Here is a 17,497-nt window from a genome sequence, read left to right on the forward strand (position 1 = left end):
CTTTACATGTAAGTTAGCAAACGAAAAGGTGGTTAACATGGCTGTTATCGCAGGTTATATCCAATTCAATGAATTAGGCAAAACAGAATTTCATTATATTAATCAACTAGCTGATGTATTTAATCGCTATAAAAAAGCAGATGTTCAGCGCTTTGATTGTGATAATGGAGCTATTTTTCACTATGACTTTGATGCTTACCAACAAGCGAGTTGGTTGCAAACTGAGTCGCAAATTGCAACGCTGATTGGTCATCCTTTACTCAGCAGCTCGCGCAGTGATGATTTAAAAGCCATGGCCAATACAGCTTCGCTCAACACCTGCTTACAGCAATGTGAAGGGGTTTTTAGCTTTTGCCAGTTTAATAGCCAATTAGGCAGCTTAGTACTTGCCACCGACCCACTTGGCTTAAAACCATTTTACACCTTAAAAACGGCGCAAGGCTTACTGTTTTCAACCAACTTGGGGATATTTAAACAACTGAGTATTGAGCTTGAAAGCGATGCCGAAGCACTCACAGAACTTGCTGTGCTTGGTTACCCGCTATTAGATCACACGCCTTATAAAAACATTAAATGCTCATACCCAGGCGAAATATTACGTTTTGATGCCAGCCACGGCGTGGTAAAGCAACGTTACTTTGATTGGGTCGCCCTTGCCAAACAAAACCGAGAGGTGACCGATGCAATTGAAGGCGTTACTCAGGCTTTTCGCAGTGTGGTAACAAAAGCGATGCACACCGATAAAAAAGTGCTGAGCACTCTGTCAGGTGGCCTTGATTCACGGTTAATTAACTGCGAGCTCTTACGCCAAGGTGTTGAGCTTAAGTCGTTTAATTTTTCGCAATCAGATAGCCAAGATCTCTACTGCGCAAAACAATATGCTTCGCAAAATGCCCTTAAACTTGAAGTTGTGCAAGTACGCGACACGCAAAAGCTCTCTGTTGAGCAGCGCCTTGGCAAATACTGGCGCAAAGCACATCACAATGAATATAAAACCGTTTCAAGACCACAAATTAGTTGGTCAGGTAATGGTGGCAGTGTTGGTTTAGGTGCCGTATTTTATGGCGACGCTATTTATGAGGCGGCAAAAGAAAACAATCTTGATAAGCTCATTCAAGCTTATTTAGATCAGCAGTACGCTTATTTGCCAAAGTCAGTGGTTCATAATGCGTCTATGCTGCAACAAAAACTAATTGATAACCTAAAACTTAGTTTTAAACCCTTGGCTGAATTACCACTGGAAAAAGCATTCCAATTGTTTTTACTACTCAATGATCAACACCATCATTTAAGCATTCCGAACGAGCAAGTATGCGAATTTAAAATGGAGTTCTTCCATCCGTTTTATTCGTGGAAAGTACTGCAATATCCTCTAGCTGTCCCTGTTGAATATGTTCGTAAGCACCGCTTTTATCAACGCTGGCTTAAAACCAGTTACCCACGTGCTATGCTTGCACCATGGCAAGCTTATCCGGGTCATATGCCTTGCCCTATCAAGGTAAATTACCAATCACAGTGGCAGTTTAACAATAACAATCTGATGCGTTTTGGCGAGCTCTTTAAGCTGTGGTACGAGATCATGCGCTTTGATCGCCATCAATTGATCAAACGCAGTCACTTTACCGCGTTATGCTTATTACAATTAGCTCACTTAAAGAATGCCCAGCCAAATATACGCATTGCTCAGCGGTTTTGTCAGTGGTAATTGATAGTCATAATGCCCTCATCTGAGGGCATTATTATGAAATACAAAAACTACTTTCTAAAAAATAATATTACAGGCTAGAATCAAGTCAGTTATTAATAATTTAAGCTGAGACTTTAATGAGAAAATGGACACTTCCTCTACTGCCATTAATCGTATTAGCAGGCTGTACCTCAGTCAGTAAAGATGAATGTTTACAAGCCAATTGGCATGGTATTGGTTATAAACATGGTGCAGATGGCACTGAGTATCGTGATGGCATAGATGCCTTATCACAATGCAGCGAATATGGCGTAAGTGCCGATATTGCTGAATATAAAGTGGGATATGATCAAGGTCTGGCAGTGTATTGTGAGCCCGAAAATGGCTTTACGCTTGGTATGCAAGGCGCATCTTACAATGGTGTTTGTAATAGCACGGCGTTTCGTAAAGCATGGCAAGAAGGTAATGATAGGTACGAAGTACAACAAAGGCTGATATACATTGATGACCGAATTGACGACATAGACCGTCGCCTAAAAGATATTCGTGCAGAGCTTAACAGCAATCAGCTTGATAATAGCCAGCAAAAAGCGCTATATCGAGAGCGTAAAGACTTAGAAAACGAGCGCAAAGACTTACGCAAAGAGCGCGCTTTACTTCCGCTTTTAAATAAATTGCCGAGTGTCGAAATATCAACCGAGTGGTGATGCTTTATGTTTAAGCTTCATCTTATACATTTGCTCGTCAGCTGTGGCGAGTAACTCTTTGGCGTTTTTACCATCTTCTGGGTAAAGCGCGATACCAAAACTAGCACTCACAGGCACTTTTGTTGCGTAGCGCTTTGCTACGCCTTCTACTGCTTTTTGGCAGCGTCCAGCAATGTCTTGGCAAACAGAGAGTTTTGCTAACGTTGGCAACACAATCACAAACTCATCGCCACCAATGCGCGCTAATATGTCTTTATCACGCAGCTGAAGTGAAAGCTGCTCACTGATTTCAAGAAGTAGATTATCGCCCTGCTCGTGACCAAAGGTATCGTTCACCAGTTTAAAGTTATCAAGGTCGACATAAATCAACGAGAACTGGTTACCTTCATTCGCCGCATGATGAGAAAATGAATGTAACTGAATATCTAAACCTCGCCGATTTAACAGCTTAGTAAGAGGGTCTTGATTGACTAATTCGTCAAGCAGTTGGCGCTTTTCTACTGCCTGCGAAATATCATCAAATGCACCAATGTAATGACTCACTTGACCATGTTCGTCATACATGGCATCTATGGTTAACAACTCAGGAAAAACTTCACCGGTTTTGCGCTTGTTCCATATTTCACCTTGCCAGCGCCCATTGTGTATTAAACTCTCCCACATCAACTCAAAGAACTCTGTGGGTTGCTGCTTAGCTGAAAGTATAGATGGGTTTTTATCAAGCACTTCTGCCTTACAAAAGCCTGTAATTTGCTCAAAAGCAGGGTTAACATCCACAATTTTAGGCTCAGAGGTGGTTATTAATATACCGCGGCTTGTTGTTGAGAAAACGGCTGTAAGCAGCTGTATTTTTTCGTTGCTTTTAACTTCTTCAGTGACATCTTCTGAATAACCATTCCACTCAACACTGCCATTAGCACGGGCAATAGGTGAGGATTTTCCTTCAACCCAAATCACACCTTTAGTTGGGTGATTAACTCTATATACCTCATGCCAATCGGATAATTCGACTCGCGATTTCTCAATGCTTTTAACGACTCGCTCTAAATCATCTGGGTGAATCGTTTGCATGATTAAATCTGCAGAATTTTTTATATCATCTGCTGTGCAGCCATAAATCTTGAAGACTTTGGAGCTGGCAAAAGGAAAATATGCGGTGCCATCTTTTTCCACCACATACTGATAAACAAACCCCGGTAAGTTATCAGTAAACTTTTGCAATTTAGCATGTAAAAACTCAATTTCTCGCTCTTTTAACCACTGTTCAGTAATATCGATATGAACGCCTAGCATCCATTCAGGATTGCCATTTTCATCCCAACTTTGCACTTGGCCTTTATCGAGCACTTTAACCCAATGCCCTTGTTTGTGCTTCATTCGCGCTTCGCAAATATAACGCTTAGAGTCACCTTTAAAGTGAGCGTTTAATAGCTGTTCCGATTTTGATAGGTCGTCAGGGTGAGCAAAGCTGAGCCAAGTTTCTATTGAAACTGGCAATAATTCTTGCAGTGTGTAACCGATAATATCGGCCCACTTATCATTGAAAATGGTTTCGCCTGTTTGTACATTCCAAAGCCAGACACCCGCATCCCCACTGTCGAGAATTAGCTGAGCAATGTCTAATCCAAGCTGCGATTTAATCGCATCATACCCTTCACTAAATGCCATAATTAGCCTTGTTAACTAGCTCACCCGAAATAAAAGTAAGCCTTAATCATTATTTTAGTTAACAAAATAAAAAAACACTAAAAATCCGTGAAGAATATTGATCTAACGCAGGCTATTACATTTTTGGCCAATCCACCTCATCAACACTGTCGATTGTGCTTACGATGGTTTGATCTCCTTGCCATTTTCGAATGTACCGCGCCAGAGGATCATAAAGGGCTGTTTGCTTATTAATATGAAAATGTCGACCGCCTCTAGGGTCAACGCCGACCCCCGCAATATATTGCCAATTCCCCCAGTTTGCAGCCACGTCGTAATCGATGAGTTGCTGTTCGAAATACGCTGCGCCATAGCGCCAATCCAGTTCAAGCTCGTTAACTAAACAACTTGCTGCAATTTGCCGAGAGCGGTTAGCAATATAGCCTGTCGCATTAAGCTCATGCATTATTGCATTAACCAAAGCAAATGGCGTGCGACCTTGGCACCAGGCATTAAAGCGCTGGCTGTTAAAAGTCGTCAGCGGTGCACTGTGCTTTTGCCCTTTAAACTGAAAGAGTGTTGCGCCAGAGCGCATTGCATGCCACTTAAAATATTCGCGCCACAGTAATTCAAACTTTATCCAATAGCTCGACTCATTCGCACCGTTTTGTAGCTCATACACTTCCACTTCTCGGTATAGCTGTTTTGCGCTAATTGTGCCACCTGCGAGCCATACACTGAACTTAGTACTGTTGCTAAAGCCGTCTAACTCATTACGTGTTTCTTTATAACTGCTTGGCGCCTGAGATGAGAAGTACGCATTACAATGCTGCTGAGCTGCAAGTAAACCACCTTTAAAAACGCCCGATTGAGTTGCAACATCAGCAATAAGGTTGTCAGGGCATAGTTGTACAGGATGAGGTAAGTGGCTAACCGCTTGCTGTGGCGCGGCTATAAAGGTTGGCTCAGCTTCTACCTTTTTGCGAAAGGCAGTAAAGTTTTTAGGTAGATCATCAAGCTGAAAAGGCAAGTCCGTTGCTTTAAACAAGGTATCTTGTTGATACGTTTTTACCGTCACTTGTGGGCATAATGCGGTGATTTTACTTAGCTGTTTTTGCTCATAAACGCCAACTTGCTCGGTACAAACCAAAGTTTCAATATCGTACTTTTGTAATCGCTGACTGATTACTTGCTCAGGCTCACCTGTAATTACATGAAGTGTTTGCCCGAGTTGCTCAACAGCTTGTGCAAATGCTGCTAGGCTTTCACGTAAAAAGTGGTATTTATGCGTCCCATACGGTTTTGATTGATAGTTAGTTTGCCTAAACCAGCGCGGCTCAATCACAAACACTAAATCAAGCTCACCATCAAAATCAGCTAACTCAGATAGAATTTCATTGTCGACTAGGCGTAAATCATTTTGCAGCCAATATAAAACACGCTTTTTCATTATTTACTCAATTAGAAACCTTAAGAAATCATACGTAAGCCAGCTATTTATCGATTAACTTCGCCACAGTTAGTTAGCATAACGTTTATTAATCATAAACTTACAATCTTCAATGAAGTTTAAGTTTTAGTTAAGTTTTTCTTAAGTTAGCGATTTTATGCTGATAACTGTAAAGAATTTAAAGGTTGATAAAGCCAAACACGCTGCATCTCCTTGGTATTTAGTAGGCATAATAATGATGAATAAAATAACACCCGTTTTATTAATAACATGCACTGCTACAGGGACTGTTTATGCAAACGAGCCTTTAAGCTTAGATGTGGTTTGTGAAGTAAAAAGCAAACCTACTGCAGAGTTAAGCGAAGACAAAGACATCACTGTTGATAAACTCAACATTGATACGCATACGATTTTCGATCCTAATGACCCTGAAACAACCGCCCTACATCGCTTTATCAACTGGCTGCACATAGATACCAAAAACAAAGTTGTTAGTGAGCAAATTACCTTCAAAGAGGGTGACCAAGTCAGTGAGCGTCAGCTACAAGAAGCGGAGCGTATTCTGCGCAGCAAAAAATATTTAAGAGATGCCAAGGTTAGCTATACAAAAGATTGCCTTGAAGATGAACCCCGCGTGGTGCAAATCGATACCTGGGATACCTGGAGTTTATTGCCAACCATTAATTTTGGCCGTAGTAGCGGCAATAATAAATACAGCTTAGGTTTTAAAGAAGAAAACTTTTTAGGCTACGGTATTCGCGCATCATTAAAGTATAAATCAGATCATGAACGCTCAGGCTACCACTCAGTGCTGCAAATGCCAGTGCCTTGGCAGCCTCATGCAACCCTCACTTTACAAGCTGATGATTACGATGACGGGCAAGTGTTTTTAGTGGATTATCATCAGCCTTTTTATCAACGCAGCAGTGACGCACTTATGCGCTACTTTGCTAAATCACAAAAGCAAAAAAGTTATATCTATCAAAATGGCATGACACGTTCAGAGTTTTTTACTGATGAATTAATCGCCCAGTTTGCTTACGGCGGAATTTTATCGCAAGACAGTCAGCAAACCTTTCACTGGCTTGCTGGGATTGATTACGAAGATGTCAGTTACCGCCCTTTTGAAACAGAGCCTTTGCTTGCAGGCCTTAACGATTACACCATTGCAGCGCCTTGGGTCGGATTACATTGGCTAGAAGACAATTACGCCGTTTTGCACGATATTGACCTAATAAACCACAACGAAGACGTTAACCTAGGTTGGGAGCTAAATTCAAAGTTTGCCATCGATACCGTAAATTTTGGTCAAGGCTTTTTATTTGATACAAACCTTACCAAAGCGTGGTTTAACAATAACGCCTTGTATCGATTTGCCGCTGGAATCAAAGGCAATGTCGGAACTGAGCTTGATGACCGTTTAGCGCTTTATTCAAAAGCACAAATGAACTATCGCTGGTCAGACTCATTTGCTTTTTATGCGCATCTAAATGGTCATTGGCAAAACCATGAATTTGCTGACAAACCACTGGCTGTTGGGGGTGAAGAAGGTATGCGTGGCTTCCCAGAAAGTTACCAACATGGTACTTCAAGCGTACAAGCAACGGCGGAACTAAGAATGTACCCTAACATCAATCTGTATCAGTTTGTAGATGTAGGCTTTGTTGGCTTTGTTGATGTAGGCCAAGCTTTTGGCAGCACTGAAACTGCAAATATTTCAGATTCAATGCTAACCAGTGCAGGTCTAGGTATTCGCCTATATTCATCGCGCTCAAGTAACGACAATGTGATCCATATCGACTTTAGTACGCCTCTGGGCAGTTACCAAGACGTTGATTCATGGCAAATAGGAATGTCGGTTGAAACAACTTTTTAAGCATCCTGCTCTTTACTCATGAGCTCTCCCATGCGCTCGATTAATTCTTGTTCAGTTAGGTCTTCTTTATGTGTCGCGATGTTCCAAATATGGCCAAAAGGGTCGGCTAACGTACCCGACCTATCACCATAAAATTGGTCGTGCACAGGGCGTAGCTCTTTCGCGCCAAGCGACAACGCTTTGGCAAAAACAGCATCGACATCTTCAACATACAGCATCATATTGACAGGTGTACCGCCAAGCTGCTGTGGAGATTTGTATTCCATTTCAGGGTAGGTGTCAGAAAGCATGATGTAGGAGTCGCCTATTTTTATCTCGCCGTGCGCCACCCCACCATCAGGCATTGGCATTTGCATTATAAGCTCGGCATTAAAAGCCTGCTTATAGAATTCGATAGCTTTTGTTGCGCCATCAATAATCAAATACGGGGTTACCGCATGGAAACCTTTTGGGATTGCAGAAACAGCCATGTTACACCTCAACGATAAATGTGTGAGTTATAAAGGTAGCAGCTGTAGCTAATTTCACGAATCTAATAGTAAAAACGCCAGCGAAATCTTTCGCTGGCGTTTTAAATATGAATACCAATCAACTTAACAAAGCGGTGTATTATTCAGGCCAGCTTTGCGCCCCATCTATTGCAACCTCTGTTTGATTTAACGTGGTGCAATAGCCGGTGGCAGATGAGGCATAGTAAACATCACCTAATACCGTGTAGCTTTTCGTTTTAACCTGCTGTTTTGCTTTGTCTGACGTTGCCATGCCCCACATGCTGAAGTAGTTGCTCAAATCGAGCTCGGTTGCTTCTGAAAGCGCTATTAATAACCAATCATTGTTGCCTATGCTTTGTGCCTCCGACAAGCTGTAGCTTGAAAAGCCAAGTGCATCTTTTTGTGCCTGCCAATTAGTCTCGCTGTTATCAGCTAGATTAAACGCACGCTCCAAAATGTGTAAGCGAGGGTATAAATGCCAGCCGTTTTCAAGCTTATTGTGTGCCTGTGCGGCCATCATAATTTGTAAATAAATAGCGTGGCTTTGCGACCACTCTGACATTGCTAAATCTTGCATATAAGCAAATGCATCTGCACTTTGTTTACTGGCTTGTAACTGATCAAACAAGTTCTCGAATGGCAAGTTTTGGCACGATGCCGAAAAGCCCGTTTCATCTTCAAACTTCGACTTACTGTAGTAGGAGTAAAAGTTGGTATTTGAATGGCCACCAAACCCTTCGATACGGAAGCGCCCTCTTTCAAGACCATGTCCTAATTCATGGATATCGCCATGCCCAGTTGGATTAAAATTCCAACCTGCGTCATACGGATTACCAGAACAGCCCCAACCACAGGTCGGTTGGTCTGCATTCATATGTTTTACAATATCTATTGTTTGCACTTCGATATTGCGTGCACTCGCAAAGTCATGAATTTCGCTAACCACATCGATGCCCGGCCCTTTGAAACCAGCAAGTACATGCGGATAGTTATGAGTATAACGCTCTACTGCATGGGCGAAGTCAGACGCTACAGGCCAATAACCATCGTTAATTGAAATACGCATTTTCTCGAGCTTTGAATGCACTTCAAAGCCACCGGTTGCTACCTCAGCCCAATCATAGTCACCTTTTTCAAGCAACTCAGCAAAGCGCTCATCATCACTGCTGCTACGCCAATAAGGGTGCTCACCTACATTGCTAAATTCAAAGCTGACATCTAAATCATTTTTATCAAACTCAATTTGAATTGGCCCACCATAAGGTGACGTAAAATAGACTGTTTCATTTGTCTCTATAGGCACATGAACCGACTGCAATTTAGCGGGTCGATTATAGCCATTGCTGCTCATGTAATGTGTTGCGCCATCACGCAGAGTATTAACAAACACCTTAGTATTCACTGCTTGATTATCGGTGCGTTTAATAGCAAACGTTTGCCCCGGCAAGGCATACACACCCGTTGAGCGAAAATACGCCTTACTCTGCATATTCACGGTGACGGTTTTAGGTGTTACATGACTAAAATCACTACGGCTGAAATTACCCATATCAACTTGAAGTGGATTGACTTTACGTATATTTAATACCGCATGATCAGTAAACAGGGCACGAAAGAAGCTTGTATTATCGGTGCTTAGCTTATCCATCGGGAAGTTCACTACTTGGCGATAATGATCTGCAAGCAGCGCCAGTAACTGGTAAAAGCGATAGCCCTGCTCTGTAAAGATATCTGTTTTCGCTTGGTCAAAACCTCTAAAAACCGAATTAATGATCGTTGCCGCATCACTAAATTGTTGCTGATATTGGCTTTCAGCTGGGCAGCTACGGTTATCACAAGCACTTAAATCAACACTAAATTCGCTGCTTTTAAAGCGGCTAAGTAAGTCTTTAATAGTTTGCGCATCAGTTGGCAAGCTGTCGTTGATAGTAATTGGGTTCCACTGTGCCAGTTCTAATCGGTGCCAATAGTTATCACCTGCAACGCTCACATGGAGTAATTCAAATAATGCTCTACCTAGTGCTGTTTGGCTACCATCACGCTGAATATAGATCACTGCTATATCGTTTTCTTGCGCTTGCTTTACTGCAGCCACAACATTATCAATATTTAATCCTTCACGCTCATGCTGAGAGATAATCAGTACATCCGTGTCAGATGTTAAACACGCCGCTAGAGCGTCGTTGTCACAACTTGTATTGTCGTTATAGCTCACCATGCCTTCATATTGACTATCAAACCACTCTCGCGTTTTGATCCTATCTTGAAAGTAATAGCTTTGATCAAGTTGCGCTAATACAAGTTTGAGTGGCTGCTCTGCGGTTATTTCTCTACCAGCTAACCAGGTGGTGCTGTTTTTCAAAAACTGAGTCATTTGCTCGTTAATGGTATTTCGATAAGGATTACTACCAAATACCAAGTAGCGGCCCTGCTCACCATTACTAGTCCCGACAACGGCAAGGTTTCTGACTTTTGTCTCGTAACCATCTTGCCAACTATTGTTGGTAAGTAGTACTGGCTCATTGAATGGATACGTAGCAGTTAATAGCGTTGCATCCCATGTTGGATACCAACTTAATTCATCAAGGGCAGAGCTTGAGCCAAACCCAAATAAGCTATTTTTAATGCTTTGAAAGCGCGCTTTATGGCTATCAATTTCATTAAGTGTCGCATCTAGTAGCAATTCACTGTTTGGCACAACTAGCGCATTACCAGTTTCGAGTGCCTCAGCTACATAGCTTTGAGTAATGTTTAACTCAAACTCGAAGCTTGCTTGTACACGTGAGTCAGAGGCTGTGATTGTGAATTTATGTTCACCAAGGTCTTCATTACTCGCGGTGCCAGATAAGATGCTAGTTTGCTCATCAAAACTTAGCCACGTTGGTAAACCTGTTACGGTTAAGCTCACTTCATCGTTGTCTGCATCGGTGCTGATTAACTGCACACTCAATGACTGCTCAGCACGCGCTTCACTACTCAGTGGAGACACCACAGGCGCCGAGTTTGCTCTGGCAGCGATGTTAAATGTTTGCTCTGCCTGCTGCGTTACTTCACCATCTGAATAACGAAAACGAATTTGCTGTTCGCCCGTATTCGCAAACAAGGGCGAGCCGCTAAAACTGAGGTTATTTGCATCAAAACTAAGCCAATCGGGTTTACTAACTTCACTTACTACCACAGTGTCATTTTGTGCATCAGTAAATGTTAGCTGGTAAGTATAAGCTTGGCCTTCATTGCTATCCGATGGGGTGGACGTGAGCGTTGGCGGCGTATTTTCAATAAGTTTGGCTTCTACATTAATATCAATCAAAAGCTGGGCAGAGAGCTGCCCATCAGTGACTGTAAACTCAATGTTTGCATACTTACCTGCTTGCTCTGGTGTGCCACTGATACTTGCTGAGGCTTCATTAAAACTTAGCCAACTTGGTAAGTTTGTTACAGACAAAGTAAGTGGGTCATTATCTGGATCAGAGACTTCAGGGCTGAAACTCAGGGTTTCACCAACACGTAAAGTCTGTGATTGACCACTGATTTGCGGCGCTTGGTTTTGCGGTGTTTCGGTTACAGGAGGGGTTGTTGTTTGTGTTTCATTTGAGCCTGAGCCGCCACAAGCAGCAAGTGTTAGCATTACAGCCGAGCATAATAGCGAGCGTTTGCACAAAAAGTAGGGTGCGTTCATTGAGTTCTTATCGGTATGGTAAACAATTTTTTAACATTATAAGCCGATACTACAAACTAATATCTCGGAAAAAATACGTAAATTGATATCGCTGTCATTAATTGTTTAAGCCCCATAAAGGGGCTTTTTAAAGGTTATGACGGGTTTGCAAAATCGGGTCTGGGTAACTTTTCGAGTATGGCGTATAAATAAATCACCACAAGGCAAAGGCCTCCCGCTGCGAAAAATAACGTTGGGCCGTTGTAATAATCTAAAATTAAACCACCACCGAGTGGTGCTAAAGCAAACCCTAAATCATAAAACGAAGCCGCACCAAAGTACGCACCACGAAGATGAGAAGGTGCGAGCCTATCAAGGTGAACGTTCATCGTCGGAAACAAAATAGTTTCGGCCAAACTCATCACCACTATCGCACCAATCCAGCCCCAGAATAAATCGATTGGATTAAGTGCTAGCCAAAACTGCGACACCATTAATAGCACCAAGCCAATTTGAATGCGCACCGTTAGGCTAAATCGTGCCATCATTTTTAACAGCAGAAATTGACTCGAAATGATCACCAACGCATTGGTAAATATTAGTGCAGAAATCAATGCAAGTAGGTCGGGCGCCTCTGCACGAGTTAGGTATTGTATGAGTGAGCTATCCATTTGCGCATAAATAAACATGCACAAAATATTGGCTAAAATTAAACACTGCAGCAGCTTATCTGCAAATAGAATACGTAAGATTTGCTTGCCCTGTACAGCTGGTTTTTTCTCTTCTGGCTCATCAATTGCTGCGGTATTTTTTGCTGCTTTATCACTAAAATTAAAGCCCCAAACAAGCAGCACCAATAAAATAGCAAATGCCCCTGCGGTAATATAAAAGCTCGACTGCTCACCGGTTAAACCTAGCCATACCCCTGCTAATGGACCCACCGCACAGCCCACATTAACAATAAAGTACAGCGACTGCATGGCCAGCTCACGAGTTTGTGAATCCTCAATAATATCGCCAATCGCCGCACTGGTTAATGGTCGCCAAAGTGCAGTCGCAATCGAGCATAAGGTCATTACAATCACATAACCGGCCACGGTTTCTACCTCAGCTAACAGCGAGAAAGAAATGATATACAGCACGCCGGTAATGTACATCAGCGTATGCCGGCCCACTTTATCGGATAGGCTGCTGCCAATAAAACTGGTGAACACTGAAATCACCGCGGCACTGGTAAGTACCAAACCGACTTCTGTCGCCGATAAAGCAAACTTTTCGTACAAGATCACCGCAAGAAATGGCCACACCATGTAATAGCTACCACGGGTAATAAATGAGCCAAATAGGAAGATCCACATAAGCACTGGGAACTGCTTAAAGCGCGCTAAAGAGATATCTGAATTCATTATTTTAATTTTTATGATGATGATTAAAACACTATACAGGAACTGAATCTGCCTTGGGCATTTAATCTAAAACTTGTTTGTAACAGCGTGTTATACCAACCCGCAATAATACTTAATCATTTTGAGGGATTAAACCTGTCGCTAACTGCGTTAAAAATTTCTCATTTAGAACAACTAAATAACGAAATTTTTGCCTTGCTATCAACGAGGTTTTATTGCCTCAAAATAGACTACTTAATTAAGCGGGTTGGTATTAATTAGCTAAAAAACAAACGCAACTTAATTGTGAATAATGTTAAGCCAACTTGAAAAAGATTAATCTAAATAATAATAGTTATTGATCGTATTTTTCATTTCTGTAGTATACGCGACGTCCCTCAAAGGGATAACCTACAAAAAGAACTGGAAACCTACAATGAAATCAATAAAACCAAGCTTACTGGCACTTGCCATAGCAACACATTTTTCAGCCTTTGCTGATGACGCTAAGCCAAAACAAGATATGGAACGCTTAGTTATCACTGCAACAGGTTTTGAGCAAAAAGTTACCGAAGCACCTGCAAGTATTTCAATTATCACTAATGAAGATATTAAGTCTCATGCCTTCACCTCAGTACTTGATGCTGTGCAGTATTTAGAAGGTATCGACATTGGCACAACCCGAGATAAAACGGGCCAAGGCAGTGTGAGTATGCGTGGTTTAACAGGTGAATACACCCTGTTACTTATTGATGGTAAACGCCAAAATAACCATGGCGACATATACCCAAACAATTTTGGTGGCAACGCGTTTAACCACGTACCACCGGTTGATGCCATTGAACGTGTTGAAGTAATTCGCGGCCCTGCATCAACGCTTTATGGTGCAGATGCATTGGGTGGTGTAATTAATATCATCACTAAAAAGCACACTGATAGTTGGAGCGGTGCAGTGTCTTTTAGCCGTTCATTACAGCAAAACGATGATTTTGGCGATGACATTACCACTGACTTTAGTGTGATGGGTCCACTTATTAAAGACGTATTAAGCTTAGGTGTGCGCGGCAGTGTTTACGAGCAACAAGCATCTTCGCCAACATTTGAACCAGCAACCGATCCAAATGGTGTTGTTCATACTCGTTCATTAGGTTTTGGTAGTGGCGGTCGTACCGTTGATAACACAAACGAGCAGTATGGTTTTACTCTAACTTATACCCCGTTTGAGTCTCATCATTTACGTTTTGATTATGATAATTCAAGCCAAGTGTACGACAACACGCCAAGCTACGACATCGAATCAGGCACAATTACTTACCCGCTTGGCACTAAAGATAATATTGAATCAATTTGGCAAGACCGCCGCGGCCAAGTAAACCCGCGCGCAGGTTATGCAGCAGACCAAGAGTTTGACCGTGAGTGGTGGTCAATCAGCTACGATGGCGAGCTTGATTGGGCAACGCTGAAGGCTTCTGTTTCTTATGTTGATACGCAAAATAATGGCCGTACTTTACCACTGAGTGTCAGCGAGCGCCTAGAGCTGCAAGCTATGTACGATGGTACTGGCGAATACGAAGGTATGGGCGAACAAGCACGTAAAGATTTAGCTGAAGAAACATTCCTACCGCGCCCTGCTCGCCCACTTGAAAGCAGTCAATATACCTATGACTTACGTTTTGATATTCCTATCACAGGTAGCTTTGGTAGCCATAATTTAGCAATTGGCGCACAGTTAATTGATGGCGAGTTAAAAGACGGTGTATTTGGCCTTGAAAGTGACCAAGCTGGCAAAGTACAAGAGCAAAACATGTACTCAATCTTTGCCGAAGATAACTGGATGGCAACTGATAACTTTACCTTCACATTAGGCGCTCGTTACGATGACCATGATGTATTTGGCAGCCAAGTATCTCCGCGCGTTTACGGTGTCTATAACCTCTCTGACACTTGGACGCTAAAAGGGGGTGTAAGTACGGGTTATAAAACACCACAAACCACTGATCTTTATGACGGTATTACCGGATTTGGCGGTCAAGGCACAAGCCCGTTTGCGGGTAACCCAGACTTACAACCAGAAACCAGTGTGAACTCTGAAATCGCCCTTTACTGGACTTCGCTTGATGGCGATCACAACATCAATGTGACTTACTACAACACCAAGTTTGAAGACAAAATTGCCAGCGGCGACACTATTTTAAGCTGTGAGCAAACTAACGATGTACGCCCTTGTGTGAACTTAGGTCAGTACGATCAACTTGGCTACGATAGCTATAGCCAAAAAATCAATATCGACGAAGTAGACCTACAAGGTGTTGAAATTGCAGGCCAATATACTATCAGCAAAACAGTGTCTGTTAACGGTAACTATACCTGGACTGATAGCGAACAAAAGAGCGGCCCTGAACAAGGTCAGCCACTAACGAACTCCGCAGAGCACATGGCAAACCTTACCCTAAACTGGGAAGCGACTGACTTTATGAACCTATACCTACAAGGTGTATATCGTTCAGACCGTTATCGCGGTTGGGATAACGTGCACGACAAAGCGCTGTATTACAAAAACTACAACCTACTTAATTTAGGTGCGCAGTTTTATGTAAATGAGTACGTGCAAATCAATGCCCGCGTAAACAACCTATTAGACGAAGATTTCACCTCTTATAGCACAAGCTATACCGACCTAAATGGCGATGGTGAGTATGAGTACCTAACAGGTCGCGGTGTAATTAGTGAAGTCACATTCACAGACGACTACAACGTTAAAGATAAAGGCCGTAACTTCTGGATTGGCGTTACCGCTTACTTCTAAGAAAACTCCCTGAAAATAGACAGCATGCAGTCATGTGCTGTCTATTTTTCTTGCTGTCACTAAACTGCCAACTTCACACACTAAGCTGATGATACCTGCGTAAGCTTATTTGTCAGTCTATGGAACATATCCTTACAGCCAGTGGTATCAGTATTAGTTATCAAGATGAAGGCGATGAAAACGCACCTGTGATCATCTTAATTATTGGCTTAGGTGCTCAATTTACCGTTTGGCCAGAGTCACTTTATTTTGGCTTGGTCGAAAAAGGCTTTCGGGTTATTCGTTTTGATAATCGTGATGCAGGGTTATCCTCATCGTTAGATGAGTTAGGCAAGCCGAGTCTTGTAAAGCATTGGCTTAGCCGCCGATTACCCATTCGTGCAAAACTGCCCTATTCGCTCGATGACATGGCTCGCGATGTAAAAGAATTAATGGATGCACTGGATATCAAAAAAGCGCACTTAGTGGGGGCGTCGATGGGTGGCATGATTGCGCAAATTGCCGCGGCAAAGTATAAAAAACGTGTACTGAGCTTAACTTCAATTATGTCGAGTAGCTCGCCGTTATCGTTTTCGGGTTCAAACATAAACCTATTAGTAAAGCTCGCTAAAATACGCCCCCGAAGCAGTAATAAAGAAGCCGCTATTGATTACAATGTTAGGCTCAACCAACTCATTGGCAGCCCAGCCTACCCACAAGATGAACACGCTTTATACGCCAACGCAGAACGCTATATTGAGCGGGCTCACACGAATCAAACAGGCTTTAAACGTCAGCTTGCAGCCATTGCCGCAACGCCTTATCGCGAGCAATTACTAAAAAAGATTAAAGCCCCTACATTAGTGATCCACGGCAGTGCTGATCCTGTTATGCCACTGTCTGCGGGTATCAACACCGCACTGTTAATAAAGCGTAGTAAGCTAAAAGTTGTGCCCGGAATGGGCCATGATTTTCCACCCGCCTTAATGAAAAAAATGACTAAGTGGATTGCCAAACACGCCGCTAAAGTCAGCGCCAAAAAAGCCGCTAAAAAACCCTAAAAGCGTGATAGAATTATCATACAATTTATAAGGTTAGCGTTTTATGTTGCGTGTATTTTTTAGTCTGTTTTTAATTATCCCTTGGTTAAGCTTTGCCGGTGTGTCACTAAGCGAGCAGCGCATTATTTATCAGGGCGAAATTAGTGCCAAAAACAATCAACATGTTGCACAGCTTTTGGCTGAGCAACCAAACATAAACAGCATACAAATCACCAGTGGTGGCGGAAACGTTGATTTGGGTATGGATCTCGCAGAATTGATTTTGGCGCATAATTTAAAAGTTCATGTAAAACAATTTTGCTTTTCGTCGTGTGCTAATTATGTATTGCTTGCAGGAAACCCTACTACCATAGCTAATAACGCCATTGTCGGTTGGCACGGCGATGCCGCTTCAGCTCGCTGGCGAGATAGCGATATTGATGCCATGGTAAGCCATTTAAAAGAGCCAGAAAAAACAACCAAGTGGCAGGCTTTACGCACTCAATACGACGAAATAATCGCAAAAGCCGTGGCACGTGAAAAAGCCTTTTATGCAAAACGCGGTGTTAAGCATGACTTGCTAACCATTGGTTTATCTGAAGAGCTAAAGCGTGCAGCTGTGGCACAAAAAGCCAGAGGCTGGAGCTACTCAAAACAAGCACTCAATACACTGAATGTGAGTAATATTGAGTTTGCAGATTGGCAGCCCCGCTCAGCAAAGAACTTTCCGTTACTAATAATTGATGAATTAGAGTAAAGCTCTTTTATTTG

11 protein-coding genes are annotated in these 17,497 nt (G+C 42.4%); 6 read left to right on the top strand and 5 right to left on the bottom strand.

From position 1 onward, the window contains the following. Positions 1–37 precede the first annotated feature (37 nt). Together C2M25_RS11530 and C2M25_RS11535 are read left to right on the top strand one after the other, a co-directional pair. Positions 38–1,705, top strand: a complete 1,668-nt coding sequence (locus C2M25_RS11530) for an asparagine synthase-related protein (RefSeq protein ID WP_158679711.1) — start codon at positions 38–40, stop codon at positions 1,703–1,705. Between the two features lie 119 nt (positions 1,706–1,824). Next, entirely contained in the window at positions 1,825–2,394 is a 570-nt protein-coding gene (locus C2M25_RS11535; protein WP_063700391.1) for a DUF2799 domain-containing protein, read from the top strand. Here the strand turns inward: C2M25_RS11535 and C2M25_RS11540 are convergent. Then, positions 2,380–4,062: a sensor domain-containing diguanylate cyclase gene (locus C2M25_RS11540; RefSeq protein ID WP_063700393.1), complete on the bottom strand. Its 1,683-nt coding sequence runs from the start codon at positions 4,060–4,062 to the stop codon at positions 2,380–2,382. The two genes, C2M25_RS11535 and C2M25_RS11540, sit on opposite strands and share 15 nt — an antisense overlap. Positions 4,063–4,177: 115 nt before the next feature. After that, complete coding sequence (locus C2M25_RS11545) at positions 4,178–5,491, bottom strand: DASH family cryptochrome (RefSeq protein ID WP_105181157.1); 1,314 nt, start codon at positions 5,489–5,491, stop codon at positions 4,178–4,180. Positions 5,492–5,726: 235 nt separating this feature from the next. Between C2M25_RS11545 and C2M25_RS11550 the strand changes: the two genes are divergently transcribed. After that, positions 5,727–7,367, top strand: coding sequence for a hypothetical protein (locus C2M25_RS11550; protein ID WP_105174707.1), 1,641 nt, complete (start codon positions 5,727–5,729; stop codon positions 7,365–7,367). Here C2M25_RS11550 and C2M25_RS11555 read toward each other — a convergent pair. From C2M25_RS11555 to C2M25_RS11565, 3 genes are all read right to left on the bottom strand, one after another. Further along, complete coding sequence (locus C2M25_RS11555; RefSeq protein WP_105181158.1) at positions 7,364–7,837, bottom strand: VOC family protein; 474 nt, start codon at positions 7,835–7,837, stop codon at positions 7,364–7,366. The two genes, C2M25_RS11550 and C2M25_RS11555, sit on opposite strands and share 4 nt — an antisense overlap. A gap of 139 nt (positions 7,838–7,976) precedes the next feature. Then, positions 7,977–11,486: an ImpA family metalloprotease gene (locus tag C2M25_RS11560; RefSeq protein WP_158679712.1), complete on the bottom strand. Its 3,510-nt coding sequence runs from the start codon at positions 11,484–11,486 to the stop codon at positions 7,977–7,979. A gap of 185 nt (positions 11,487–11,671) precedes the next feature. Continuing rightward, entirely contained in the window at positions 11,672–12,922 is a 1,251-nt protein-coding gene (locus C2M25_RS11565; RefSeq protein ID WP_105174709.1) for an MFS transporter, read from the bottom strand. A gap of 415 nt (positions 12,923–13,337) precedes the next feature. Here C2M25_RS11565 and C2M25_RS11570 point away from each other — a divergent pair, with 415 nt between their 5' ends. The 3 genes from C2M25_RS11570 to C2M25_RS11580 all read left to right on the top strand — a co-directional run bounded on the left by C2M25_RS11570 (position 13,338) and on the right by C2M25_RS11580 (position 17,483). Further along, positions 13,338–15,707 (top strand): TonB-dependent receptor domain-containing protein, encoded by a 2,370-nt coding sequence (locus C2M25_RS11570; protein WP_105181160.1) that lies wholly within the window; start codon positions 13,338–13,340, stop codon positions 15,705–15,707. A 119-nt stretch (positions 15,708–15,826) separates the two neighbouring features. After that, positions 15,827–16,747 carry an alpha/beta fold hydrolase gene (locus C2M25_RS11575; protein WP_063700404.1) on the top strand — a complete coding sequence of 307 codons (921 nt, stop codon included), beginning with the start codon at positions 15,827–15,829 and terminating at the stop codon, positions 16,745–16,747. Between the two features lie 43 nt (positions 16,748–16,790). Then, positions 16,791–17,483, top strand: a complete 693-nt coding sequence (locus C2M25_RS11580; protein WP_105181161.1) for an ATP-dependent Clp protease proteolytic subunit — start codon at positions 16,791–16,793, stop codon at positions 17,481–17,483. The last annotated feature ends 14 nt before the right edge of the window (positions 17,484–17,497 follow it).

The organism is Pseudoalteromonas sp. T1lg21 (assembly GCF_002964625.1).
GTDB classification, from domain to species: domain Bacteria; phylum Pseudomonadota; class Gammaproteobacteria; order Enterobacterales; family Alteromonadaceae; genus Pseudoalteromonas; species Pseudoalteromonas gelatinilytica.